Annotated in this window: 9 protein-coding genes; 1 reads left to right on the forward strand and 8 read right to left on the reverse strand. The window is 72.8% G+C overall.

Annotated features, from left to right (window positions below):
- Positions 1-134: 134 nt before the first annotated feature.
- Positions 135-1,235: a citrate synthase 2 gene (locus AC07FK_RS17070; protein ID WP_479105674.1), complete on the forward strand. Its 1,101-nt coding sequence runs from the start codon at positions 135-137 to the stop codon at positions 1,233-1,235.
- Between the two features lie 87 nt (positions 1,236-1,322).
- Here AC07FK_RS17070 and AC07FK_RS17075 read toward each other — a convergent pair whose 3' ends face one another.
- The 8 genes from AC07FK_RS17075 to AC07FK_RS17110 form a co-directional block, all read right to left on the reverse strand.
- On the reverse strand, positions 1,323-2,021 hold the full coding sequence (locus tag AC07FK_RS17075) for a TetR/AcrR family transcriptional regulator (RefSeq protein WP_479105675.1): 699 nt from the start codon (positions 2,019-2,021) through the stop codon (positions 1,323-1,325).
- A complete protein-coding gene (locus AC07FK_RS17080) occupies positions 2,009-2,746 on the reverse strand; it encodes an enoyl-CoA hydratase family protein (protein ID WP_479105676.1) in 738 nt (245 codons plus the stop codon). The genes AC07FK_RS17075 and AC07FK_RS17080 overlap by 13 nt, the downstream gene beginning before the upstream one ends.
- Positions 2,743-4,341: a 4-coumarate--CoA ligase family protein gene (locus AC07FK_RS17085; protein WP_479105677.1), complete on the reverse strand. Its 1,599-nt coding sequence runs from the start codon at positions 4,339-4,341 to the stop codon at positions 2,743-2,745. The genes AC07FK_RS17080 and AC07FK_RS17085 overlap by 4 nt, the downstream gene beginning before the upstream one ends.
- Positions 4,342-4,385: 44 nt before the next feature.
- Positions 4,386-5,549 (reverse strand): acyl-CoA dehydrogenase family protein, encoded by a 1,164-nt coding sequence (locus tag AC07FK_RS17090; RefSeq protein ID WP_479105678.1) that lies wholly within the window; start codon positions 5,547-5,549, stop codon positions 4,386-4,388.
- Complete coding sequence (locus tag AC07FK_RS17095) at positions 5,546-7,531, reverse strand: ATP-binding protein (protein WP_479105679.1); 1,986 nt, start codon at positions 7,529-7,531, stop codon at positions 5,546-5,548. Before AC07FK_RS17095 ends, AC07FK_RS17090 begins: the two co-directional genes overlap by 4 nt.
- Positions 7,532-7,542: 11 nt before the next feature.
- Entirely contained in the window at positions 7,543-9,141 is a 1,599-nt protein-coding gene (locus AC07FK_RS17100) for an acyl-CoA carboxylase subunit beta (RefSeq protein ID WP_479105680.1), read from the reverse strand.
- 34 nt (positions 9,142-9,175) lie between these two features.
- Positions 9,176-10,819 (reverse strand): acyclic terpene utilization AtuA family protein, encoded by a 1,644-nt coding sequence (locus AC07FK_RS17105; RefSeq protein WP_479105864.1) that lies wholly within the window; start codon positions 10,817-10,819, stop codon positions 9,176-9,178.
- Positions 10,820-10,908: 89 nt separating this feature from the next.
- Positions 10,909-11,712 (reverse strand): TIGR03084 family metal-binding protein, encoded by an 804-nt coding sequence (locus AC07FK_RS17110; RefSeq protein WP_479105681.1) that lies wholly within the window; start codon positions 11,710-11,712, stop codon positions 10,909-10,911.
- Between the last annotated feature and the right edge of the window lie 51 nt (positions 11,713-11,763).

The following is an 11,763-nucleotide window of genomic DNA, read 5'->3' on the forward strand; positions in this document are numbered from 1 at the left end:
CAGCCGCGCGGGGAATCACCGGGGTGACCAATGGCACCCGGAACCTGACCGGAACTGAGCGGATATGACCCCTGGTCATGAGCCGCCTGTCGCTTGTCGCTGCTTGTTTCGAACACATCATGAGGAGCCGCCTGATGTCCGACTTCGTACCCGGACTCGAAGGAGTCGTCGCGTTCGAAACGGAGATCGCAGAACCGGACAAGGAGGGCGGTGCGCTCCGTTACCGGGGGGTCGACATCGAAGACCTCGTCGGGCACGTGTCCTTCGGGAACGTCTGGGGTCTGCTGGTCGACGGCGCGTTCAACCCCGGTCTTCCGGCCGCCGAACCGTTTCCGATCCCCGTCCACTCCGGCGACATCCGGGTGGACGTGCAGTCCGCGCTCGCGATGCTCGCGCCCGTGTGGGGCCTGAAACCGCTGCTCGACATCGACGAGCAGACCGCGCGCGACGACCTCGCGCGGGCCGCCGTGATGGCACTGTCGTACGTCGCCCAGTCGGCGCGCGGGCAGGGCCTGCCGATGGTCCCGCAGAGGGAGATCGACAAGGCGGAGACCGTCGTGGAGCGCTTCATGAAGCGCTGGCGCGGCGAGCCCGACCCCAAGCACGTCAAGGCGGTCGACGCCTACTGGACGTCGGCCGCCGAGCACGGCATGAACGCCTCCACGTTCACGGCCCGCGTGATCGCCTCGACCGGCGCCGACGTGGCCGCCGCCCTCTCGGGCGCGGTCGGCGCCATGTCCGGACCGCTCCACGGCGGCGCGCCCTCGCGTGTCCTCGGCATGATCGAGGAGATCGAGCGCACCGGTGACGCGACCGCGTACGTGAAGCAGGCCCTCGACAAGGGCGAGCGCCTCATGGGCTTCGGGCACCGGGTGTACCGCGCCGAGGACCCGCGTGCGCGCGTTCTGCGGCGTACGGCCAAGGAGCTCGCCGCGCCGCGCTTCGAGGTCGCCGAGGCGCTGGAGAAGGCCGCTCTGGAGGAGCTGCACGCGCGGCGCCCCGACCGGGTGCTCGCGACGAACGTCGAGTTCTGGGCGGCGATCGTGCTGGACTTCGCGGAGGTCCCGGCGCACATGTTCACGTCGATGTTCACGTGTGCGCGTACGGCCGGGTGGTCGGCGCACATCCTGGAGCAGAAGCGCACGGGACGCCTGGTGCGTCCTTCCGCGCGGTACGTCGGTCCTCCCTCGCGCAACCCGCACGAGGTCACGGGCTTCGACGACATCGCGCGCTGACACCGCGGGCGCGTCGGCGTCCCGGACATGGGATCGGGTGAGGGGCCGGGCTTCCGGCGCCTCACCCGATCCCGGTCCGGCGTGCTTTCAGCCGAGCGCGCCGTCGAGCAGCGCCGCCCACTGCATCACCACGCGTTCGCGCCGCGCCGCGTCGTCGGTGAGGAGATTGGCCAGGCCCAGACCGCGCGCCATGTCGAGCAGCCCCTGGACGGTCTCGCGCACGCCGGGCACCGATTCGTCGGCGTGCAGGAGGTCGACGGCGATGCGGTGGGTCTCGCGGCCGACGCGCGCCTCCAGCTCGGTGACCCGGGCGCCCAGCTGGTCCTCGTTGGAAGCGGCGACCCACAGGTGCAGGGCGGCCCGGAAGAGCGGTCCCGTGTAGAGGTCGACGAGCGCGCCGACGACCGCGGCGCGGTCGGTGGCGCCGTCCGGGAACAGCGCGCGCAGCGCCGTGGAACGTTCCTCGGCGACGTACTCGACGGCCGCCGTGAAGAGGTCCTCCCGTGTCGGGAAGTGGTGCTGGGCCGCGCCCCGCGAGACGCCTGCCCGTTCCGCCACGACGGACACCGTGGAGCCCGCCCAGCCGCGCTCGGCCAGGCAGGACACGGCGGCTTCGAGCAGGCGCTGCCTGGTCGCCCTGGAGCGGTCCTGCTTGGGTGCCTTTCCGGTGGCCGGCGTGGTGGCCGGCGTGGGGCCCTGCGTGTGGCCCGTGGCCGGGGACGTGCGCGGCGTCCGGGCAGCGCTCGGCGCCGGGGTCGGGCTCGGTGTCGGGGTCACAGCGCCCATGCGGGGTCCCGTCGTTCGAGGAATGCCGTCACGCCCTCGGCCGCCTCCCGTGAGGCGAACAGGCGCGCGGACCGCTCGACGAGCATGTCCGCGTCCCGGTCGAAGGCTGCCAGCACTGTAGCCGTGACCAGGCGCTTGGACTCGGCCAGCCCCTGCGGGGAGGCCCTGCGCAGCCCTTCGAGCACGGGCGCGAGAGCCTCGTCCACGTCGTCCTCGGAGGCGACGGTGATCAGTCCCGTACGGGCCGCCTCGGCCGCGTGGAACCGCTCCCCGGTCAGGTAGTAGCGGGCGGCGGCGCGCGGGTCCAGGCGGGGCAGCAGCGGCATCGAGACCACGGCGGGCGCGAGCCCCAGCCGGGACTCGGTGAACGCGAAGCTCGCTCCCGGCCCCGCGGCGGAGATGTCGCACGCGCCGAGCAGTCCGAGGCCGCCGGCCCGCACGTGTCCCTCCACCCGCGCCACGACCGGCTTGGGCAGCGCGACGATGCTCCGCAGAAGGGCGACGAAGGCGGCCGGGTCGGGCGGCGACTTCAGGTCGGCGCCCGCGCAGAACGTGTTCCCTGTGTGGCTCAGCTGTACGGCCCGTACGGCGGGGTCCTTCGCGCACGCCGACAGGGCGTCGCCCAGCTCGCCGACGAGCCGCGCGGACAGCGCGTTGCGGTTCGCCGGCGAGTCGAGGGTAAGAGTCGTGATCCCGCGTTCGTGCGAGGCCGGTACCAGGGTCATGCGCCCTCCCTTTCGCGGGGCTCGCGCCCGGGGTGCCGGTCCCGCAGTTCGCGCCTGAGGATCTTTCCGGAGGCCGCCCTGGGGACGCTTCCGACGAACGCCACGCGGCGGATCTTCTTGTACGGTGCGACGCGCTCGGCGACGTACGCCGTCACGTCCTCCTCGGTGAGGCCGGCGGACGGCTGCGGGACGACGTACGCCATGGGCACCTCGTTGCCGTCCGCGTCGAGGACGCCGATGACGGCCGCGTCCGCGATCGCCTCGTGGGTGAGCAGGAGCGCTTCCAGTTCGGCCGGGGCGACCTGGAAGCCCTTGTACTTGATGAGTTCCTTGACGCGGTCGACGACGAACAGCCATCCGTCCGCGTCGATCCTTCCGACGTCGCCGGTGTGCAGCCACCCGTCGGCGTCGATCATCGCGGCGGTGGCGTCCGGGCGGCCGAGGTAGCCCTTCATCACCTGGGGGCCCCGGATCGCGATCTCGCCCTCCTCGCCGACGGCCACGTCCGTGCCGGGGTCGTCGAGGGACAGGATGCGCATCTCCGTTCCCGGGAGCAGCTTTCCGACCGTTCCCGGGGGCGGGTTGGGGGCGTTCCGGGGAACGACGTGTGTGCCCGGCGACAGTTCCGTCATGCCGTACGCCTGGAGGACGGGCGGCAGCCCCAGACGGCTGGAGCACGCCTGCGCGAGAGCGGCATCGAGTGGGGCGGCGGCGCTGACGATGTACTCCAGGCAGGACAGGTCGTACTTCGCCACGGCGGGGTGCTTGGCGAGGGCCAGGACGATCGGTGGAGCGACGTACAGGCCGTTGATGCGGTGCTTCTCGACCGCGCCGAGGAACTGGTCGAGTTCGAAGCGCGGAAGTACGACGACCGTCGCACCATTGCGCAGCGGGGCGTTCATGAGAGCGGTGAGCCCGTAGATGTGAAAAAAGGGCAGCACGGCGAGGATGCGGTCGCCGGGGCCCATGGGGATGAACGGGTCGAGTTGCGCCAGGTTGGTGGCGATGCTGCGGTGCGTCAGCATCACCCCCTTGGGGACGCCCGTGGTCCCCGACGAGTACGGGAGCGCCGCGACGTCCTCGGCCGGGTCGACGGTGATCCGCGGCTCGGGCGCGGTCGAGGCGAGCATGTCGAGGACGGACCGGTGCCCCTCCGCGCTGTCGCAGACGAAGATCTCCTCGATTCCGCCGACGAGTTCGGCGGCCCTCCGTGCGACGCCGAGGAGCGGTGAGACGGTGACGATCCAGCGGGCGGAGGAGTCGGCGAGCTGCTTGGCGAGCTCCTCCGCCGTGGCCAGCGGGTGGATGGTAGTGACGGAGGCACCGGCGCGCGTGGCGGCGTAGAAGACCACGGGGTACGCGATGGTGTTGGGGCTGTGCAGGGCCAGTACGTCCCCCTGCCGCACCCCCGCCTCCGCCAGTGCGGCGGCGATCCGCCGGTGGAAGGCGTCCAGCTGGCCGTACGTGATCGTGTCACCGTTCGTCCCGTCGATCAGGGCGGGCGTTTCGCCGTACTCGGCGGCCCTCCCCAGCACCGCCTCGTGGATGGGCAGCTCGACGGGCTCTACGGATGCGTACTCGCTCTGGAACGCCATGACGGTCCCCTCCGCGGTATGGGTGGTGGCCAGAATCGCGCGTGCTAGTACGACTTGGGGAGACCCAGGGACTGATGGGAGACGAAGTTCAGGATCATTTCCCTGCTCACGGGCGCGATACGGGCCACCCGTGCGGCGGTGATGAGCGAGGCGAGGCCGTACTCGCGGGTGAGGCCGTTGCCGCCCAGGGTGTGGACGGCCTGGTCGACGGCCTTCACGCACGCCTCGGCGGCGGCGTACTTCGCCATGTTGGCCGCCTCGCCCGCGGCGAGGTCGTCGCCGTCGTCGTAGAGGCGGGCCGCCTTCTGCATCATCAAGCGGGCCAGTTCGAGTTCGATGTGGGCCTGCGCGAGCGGGTGGGCGATGGCCTGGTGGGCGCCGACGGGGTCCTTCCAGACGGTGCGTTCCCGGGCGTACTCGACGGCCCTGCTCACGGCGTAGCGGCCCATGCCGACGGCGAAGGCGGCGGTCATGACGCGCTCGGGGTTGAGTCCGGCGAAGAGCTGCAGGAGGCCCGCGTCCTCGTCTCCGACCAGCGCCTCGGCGGGCAGCCGCACGTCGTCGAGGACCAGCTCGAACTGCTTCTCCGGCGCCTGCAGTTCCATGTCGATCTGCGAGCGCCGGAATCCCGGGGTGTCGCGGGGGACGATGAACAGGCACGGCTTGAGACGGCCCGTCCGCGCGTCCTCGGTGCGGCCGACGACGAGGGTGGCGTCCGCGATGTCGACGCCCGAGATGAAGACCTTGCGGCCGGTGAGGAGCCAGTCCCCGCCGTCGCGGCGGGCCGTGGTGGTGATCCGGTGGGAGTTCGACCCGGCGTCGGGCTCGGTGATGCCGAAGGCCATGGTGAGGCTTCCGCCGGCGAGGCCGGGCAGCCAGGCGGCCTTCTGCCGGTCCGTGCCGAAGCGGGCGATGACGGTGCCGCAGATGGCGGGCGAGACGACCATCATGAGGAGCGGGCAGCCGGCCGCCCCCAGCTCCTCGAGGACGATGGACAGTTCCGCGATCCCGCCGCCCCCTCCGCCGTACTCCTCGGGCAGGTTCACCCCGAGGTACCCGAGCTTGGCGGCCTCGGCCCAGAGCGTGTCGGGGTGCCGTCCCTCACGGACGACGGCGGTCATGTAGTCGCGTCCGTAGCGCTTCCCGAGAGCGGCGACGGCCGAGCGGAGTGCTGCCTGTTCTTCGGTCTCTGCGACGGCGGTGCTCATGGCTGCTGTTCCTCCTGGGACTCTTCGCCAGGCTCTTCGGCCTGTACGACGGCGAGCAGGGCGCCGACCTCGACCTGGCGGCCGGGGGCGGCGTGGAGCGCGGTGAGCATGCCGGAGGCCGGGGCACAGACGCGGTGCTCCATCTTCATGGCCTCCAGCCAGAGCAGGGGCTGGCCGGCCGTGACGTGCGTGCCCTCCGTGAGCCCTTCGGCGACGCGGACGACGGTCCCGGGCATGGGCGCGAGCAGGGACCCGGGTTCGGCGCGAACGGTCGGGTCGGGGAAGCGGGGCAGGGCGGTGAAGGTGTGCGAACCGCCGGTGGAGGCGTCGACGTACACGCGTCCTCCGGGGTACGCCCGTACGCCGAAGTGCTGGAGCACGCCGTTCGTTTCGAGCATCACGTCCTCGCTCCGTACGGCGTGCACGTGCACGCCCTCGAAGCCTTCCGCGGTGTAGCCGCCGCGGGTGTACCGGTAGCGGACCTCGTACTCGGTTCCGGCGGGCTCCGCCCGGTAGCTCTTCAGCTGTGCCTGGGACGGCACGTTCCGCCAGCCGCCCAGCCGGGCTCCCGCGGTCCCCGCCGCCCGCCGGGCGGCGGCGTCGGCCAGGGCCGCGGCGAGCGCGGCGAGCGCGGTGTCCGGCGCGTCCCCGGACGGCTCCGTGAGGGCGCCGAGGTTCCGGTCGTAGAACCCGGTGTCGAGCCGCCCGGCGGTGAAATCGGGGTGCCTCAGGGAGCGCACGAGCAGCTCCCGGTTGGTCACCGGGCCGTGGACGCGGGACCGCTCCAGGGCATGGGCGAGCCTGCGTACGGCTTCGGCGCGGGTGGGGGCGTGGGCGATCACCTTGGCCAGCATCGGGTCGTAGTGCACCCCCACGGCGTCCCCGCCCTCGTACCCGGTGTCGAGCCGCAGGCCGGGTCCCTCCGGGACGCCCAGGGCGTGCAGGGGGCCCGTCTGGGGCTGCCAGTCGCGGGCGGGGTCCTCCGCGTACAGGCGCGCCTCCACCGCGTGGCCCGACGGCGCGGGCGGTTCGGCGGGAAGGGCCTCTCCTTCCGCGACGCGCACTTGGAGGGCCACGAGGTCGATGCCGAACACCGCCTCCGTCACGGGGTGCTCGACCTGGAGGCGCGTGTTCATCTCCAGGAAGTACGGGCGGCCCTCGGCCGAGACGAGGAACTCGACCGTCCCCGCGCCCCGGTAGTCCACCGCCCTCGCCGCCGCCACGGCGGCGTCGTGCAGCGTGGTGCGCAGGGTGTCGTCCAGGCCGGGCGCAGGGGCCTCCTCGACGACCTTCTGGTGCCGGCGCTGGAGCGAGCAGTCACGGGTGCCGAGCGCCCACACCGTGCCGTGCGCGTCGGCCATCACCTGGACCTCGACGTGACGGCCCTGTTCGACGTACGGCTCGGCGAACACCTCGCCGTCCCCGAACGCCGCGCGCGCTTCCGCGGTGGCCGCCGTCAGCTCTCCCGGGAGGGCCGCCAGGTCGCGTACGACGCGCATGCCCCTGCCGCCGCCGCCGGCCGCGGCCTTGAGGAGGAGCGGCAGGTCCTCGTCGGTGGCCCGGTCGGGCGCCACGGGGGCCAGCAGGGGCACTCCGGAGGCCGCCATGAGCTCCTTGGCGCGCGTCTTGGAGGCCATGGCGTCGATGGCGCCCGGCGGCGGCCCGATCCACACCAGACCGGCGTCCAGGACGGCGCGGGCGAACTCCGCGTTCTCGGACAGGAACCCGTACCCGGGATGCACGGCGTCCGCTCCGGCCGCCAGGGCGGCCTTCACGACGAGATCGCCGCGCAGGTACGTGTCGGCGGGAGCCGTTCCCGGGAGGCGTACGGCCGCGTCCGCGGAACGGACGTGGAGCGCTCCGGTGTCCGCGTCGGAGTACACGGCGACCGTGGTGATGCCGAGGTGTGCGCACGTGCGGAAGATCCGGCAGGCGATCTCGCCGCGGTTCGCCACGAGGACCGAGGAAATCGTCGAACTCATGGGAAGGCCCCTCACATCCGGAAGACGCCGAAGCCGCCGCGCGCGCCCTCGACCGGTGCCGTGTGGATCGCGGACAGGCAGAGCCCCAGCACGGTCCTGGTGTCGCGCGGGTCGATGACCCCGTCGTCGTACAGCCGCCCCGACAGGAACATCGGCAGGGACTCCGACTCGATCTGCTGCTCGACCATGGCGCGCAGCCCCGCGTCGGCCTCGTCGTCGTACGGCTGGCCCTTCGCCACGGCCGACGCCCGAGCGACGATCGACAGGACGCCGGCGAGCTGCTGGGGGCCCATGACGGCGGACTTGGAGCTCGGCCAGGCGAACAGGAAGCGCGGGTCGTAGGCGCGCCCGCACATGCCGTAGTGACCGGCTCCGTACGACGCGCCCATGAGGACGGACAGGTGCGGGACCCTGGAGTTGGACACCGCGTTGATCATCATCGCGCCGTGCTTGATGATGCCGCCCTGTTCGTACTCCTTGCCGACCATGTAGCCGGTGGTGTTGTGGAGGAACAGCAGGGGCGTGTCGCGCTGGTTCGCAAGCTGGATGAACTGGGCGGCCTTCTGCGACTCCGCGCTGAACAGCACGCCCTGCGCGTTCGCGAGGATGCCCACAGGGTGGCCGTGGAGGCGGGCCCATCCGGTGACCAGGCTGGCTCCGTAGAGCGGCTTGAACTCGTCGAAGTCGGAGGCGTCGACGATGCGGGCGATGACCTCGCGAGGGTCGAAGGGCACCTTGAGGTCGCCGGGGACGATGCCGGCGAGTTCCTCCTCGTCGTACTTCGGAGGCTCGGCAGGGGGCGGGTCGGCTTGCGCCTTGCGCCAGTTGAGGCGGGCGACGATGCGGCGGGCCTGGCGCAGGGCGTCGTACTCGTCGACGGCGAAGTGGTCGGCGAGGCCGGAGGTGCGGGCGTGCATGTCGGCCCCGCCGAGCGACTCGTCGTCCGATTCCTCACCGGTGGCCATCTTGACCAGGGGCGGGCCGCCGAGGAAGACCTTCGAGCGCTCCTTGATCATGACGGTGTGGTCGGACATCCCCGGGATGTAGGCCCCGCCTGCCGTGGAGTTGCCGAAGACGACCGCGACGGTCGGGATGCCGGCGGCGGAGAGGCGGGTGATGTCGCGGAAGAGAGCGCCGCCCGGGATGAAGATCTCCTTCTGGGACGGGAGGTCCGCGCCGCCGGATTCGACGAGGCTGATGCACGGGAGGCGGTTCGCGTACGCGATCTCGTTCGCGCGCAGTGCCTTCTTGAGGGTCCACGGGTTGGACGCGCCGCCGCGGACGGTGGGGTCGCTCGCGGTGATCAGGCACTCGACGCCCTCGACGACGCCGATGCCGGTGACCATGGACGCGCCCACGGCGTAGTCACTGCCCCATGCGGCCAGGGGGGACAGTTCGAGGAACGGGGTGTCCGCGTCGAGCAGCAGCTCCACGCGCTCACGGGGGAGCAGCTTCCCGCGCGCACGGTGGCGGGCCACGTACTTCTCGCCGCCGCCGGCGAGCGCCTTGGCGTGCTCCGCGTCCAGCTCGGCCAGTTTGGCGAGCATGGCCGCGCGGTTGGCGGCGTACTCGGGGCTTCGCGGGTCGAGGGCCGTGGGGAGCACGGTCACGGAGTCACCGCCGGGGTGAGGGGGGCCGCGAGGGTCACAGGAGTACCTCCGGTATGTCGATGTGGCGCGAGCGCAGCCATTCGCCCAGCGCCTTCGCCTGGGGGTCGAAGCGGGCCTGGGAGGCGACGCCCTCGCCGAGAAGCCCCTCGATCACGAAGTTGACCGCCCGCAGGTTCGGCAGGACGTACCGCGTCACGGGAAGGCCGGCCGTCTCTGGCAGCAGTTCCCGCAACCGCTCCACCGTCAGCGCGTGCGCCATCCACCCCCACGCCTCCTCGGTGCGCACCCACACGCCGACGTTCGCGTCCCCGCCCTTGTCCCCGCTGCGCGCTCCCGCGACCGCGCCGAGCGGGGCCCTGCGGGTCGGGCCGTTCGGCACGGGCGGCAGGACGGGTGGCTCGACGACGGGCTCCAGGGCGCGCGTGGTGGAGGGCGGCGGTACCCGTACCCGCTCGCCGTCCGGGAGCACCGCCACGTGCTCGACCTCCGAAGCGTCCACGTACGCCGCCTCGAAGACGCCGTACGGCGCTCCCTTCCCCGGCGGCGCCGTCACGTGGAAGCCGGGACAGCTGCCGAGGGCCAGCTCGATCGCCGCTCCGCTGATCACACGGCCGACGTTCGCCGGGTCGGGGTCCCGTACGGCGAGCCGCAGCAGCGCGCTCGCGCGTTCCTGGGTGTCGGCGTCCGGGCGGTCGGTGCGCACCAGCTCCCAGCGGACCTCGGCCGGGCGGCTCTTGGCCGCCGACAGCGCGTCCTCCACCTGGGCGCGCACCAGCTCGGCCTTCTCCTCGACGCCCAGGCCGGTCAGGACGAACACGACCTCGTTGCGCCACCCGCCGATCCGGGTCACCCCGGCCTTGAGGGTGGGCGGCGGGGCCTCTCCTCGTACGCCCGAGATCCGGACCCGGTCGGGGCCTTCCCGCGTCAGCCGTACGGTGTCGAGTCGCGCCGTGACGTCGGGGCCGGCGTACCGGGGGGCGCCCGTCTCGTACAGGAGCTGCGCGGTGACCGTTCCCGTGTCCACGAGGCCGCCCGTTCCCGGGTGCTTCGTTATGACGGCCCCGCCGTCGGCGTGGACCTCCGCGAGCGGGAAGCCGAAGCGCCTTTCCGGCTGTTCCCGGGAACGGCCGGAAAGGCCGCCGAAGAACGCGTAGTTGCCGCCCGTCGCCTGTGTCCCGCACTCCAGCACATGCCCGGCCACCACCGCTCCGGCGAGGCGGTCGTACTCCTCGGGGCCCCACCCGAACCACCAGGCGGCCGGTCCGGTGACCAGAGCCGCGTCCGTGACGCGTCCGGTCACCACCACGTCGGCGCCCGCGCGCAGGCACTGGGTGATCCCCCCGCCGCCCAGGTAGGCGTTGGCCGTAAGCGCCCCTTCGGGCAGCGGCAGGCTGTCGCCCTCCACGTGGGCGACGCGCACGGGAACGCCGGTCCGCCCGGCGAGTTCCCGTACGGCGCCGGCGAGCGCTCCCGGGTTCAGCCCGCCCGCGTTGGCCACGATCCGCACCCCGCGCTCGTGGGCGACGGCCAGGTTCTCCTCCAGCTGCCGCAGGAAGGTCTTGGCGTACCCGAGGCGGGCGTCCTTCAGCCGGTCGCGCCCGAGGATGAGCATGGTCAGCTCGGCGAGGTAGTCCCCGGTGAGCACGTCGAGTTCGCCGCCGGTGAGCATCTCCCTCATGGCGTCGAAGCGGTCGCCGTAGAAGCCCGAGGCGTTGCCGATCCGCAGCGGACGGCGGCCGCCGTCCGCGCCGCCCTCGTTCCCGGCGCTCACGCCCCTCCCCCGCCGTGCTTCGGCTCCCGCCCCGCGCCCGCCGGTCCCGCGAACGCCTGGGCGATGTCGAGCCACCGGTCGGCGTCGGCGCCCTCCGCCCGTACCGCCACGTCGTCGCGGTGGGCCCGCTGGGTGACCAGGAGGCAGAAGTCGAGCGCCGGACCGGTCACGCGCTGCCGGGCGTCCTCGGGTCCGTACGCCCACAGCTCGGACCCGTCCGGCGCGTTCAGTTCCACCCGGAACTCCTCGGCGGGCGGCGTGAGCCCGCGCACCGCGAAGGCGTACCCGCGTGCCCGTACACCGATCCGGGCCACGTGCCGCAGCCGCGCGGTCGGCTCCCGGCGTACGCCCAGCGCGTCCGCGACGTCCTGGCCGTGGGCCCAGGTCTCCATCAACCGCCCGGTCGCCATCGAGGCGGCGCTCATCGGCGGGCCGTACCAGGGAAACCTCACCCCGGCGGGGGCCGCCCGCAGCGCGCGCTGGAGTTCCTCGCGCCCGTCCCGCCACCAGTCCAGCAGTTCGTCCACCGGCAGTTCGGCCCCGGCGTCGGCTCCGTCGTCGACGAACCGGTCGGGCGCGGCCATCGCCTCCCGCGCCTCCGCCGCGAAGCCCTCGGGGTCGGTGACGGACAGCAGCGCCGCCGTGTCCGTCCAGGCGAGATGCGCGATCTGGTGGGCGACGGTCCAGCGCGGTGCGGGCGTGGCGAGCGACCACTGTTTCCCGCTCAGGCCGCCGACCAACTGGTCGAGTGCGTCCCCTTCGGCACGGAGATCGTCGAGCACGGCTGCCGGGTCGGACACGGTGCGCTCCCCTCGGGGTAGGGCGGTGTGTCCGGAGCATGGCAGCCGGCC

The organism is Streptomyces sp. NPDC046122 (genome assembly GCF_056429965.1).

What these genes read in the sequence shown, in the direction of transcription:
- AC07FK_RS17070 (WP_479105674.1), top strand. Translation starts at nt 135, where the DNA reads ATGTCCGACTTCGTACCCGGACTCGAAGGAGTCGTCGCGTTCGAAACG.
- AC07FK_RS17075 (WP_479105675.1), bottom strand. Translation starts at nt 2,021, where the DNA reads ATGGGCGCTGTGACCCCGACACCGAGCCCGACCCCGGCGCCGAGCGCT.
- AC07FK_RS17080 (WP_479105676.1), bottom strand. Translation starts at nt 2,746, where the DNA reads ATGACCCTGGTACCGGCCTCGCACGAACGCGGGATCACGACTCTTACC.
- AC07FK_RS17085 (WP_479105677.1), bottom strand. Translation starts at nt 4,341, where the DNA reads ATGGCGTTCCAGAGCGAGTACGCATCCGTAGAGCCCGTCGAGCTGCCC.
- AC07FK_RS17090 (WP_479105678.1), bottom strand. Translation starts at nt 5,549, where the DNA reads ATGAGCACCGCCGTCGCAGAGACCGAAGAACAGGCAGCACTCCGCTCG.
- AC07FK_RS17095 (WP_479105679.1), bottom strand. Translation starts at nt 7,531, where the DNA reads ATGAGTTCGACGATTTCCTCGGTCCTCGTGGCGAACCGCGGCGAGATC.
- AC07FK_RS17105 (WP_479105864.1), bottom strand. Translation starts at nt 10,819, where the DNA reads ATGAGGGAGATGCTCACCGGCGGCGAACTCGACGTGCTCACCGGGGAC.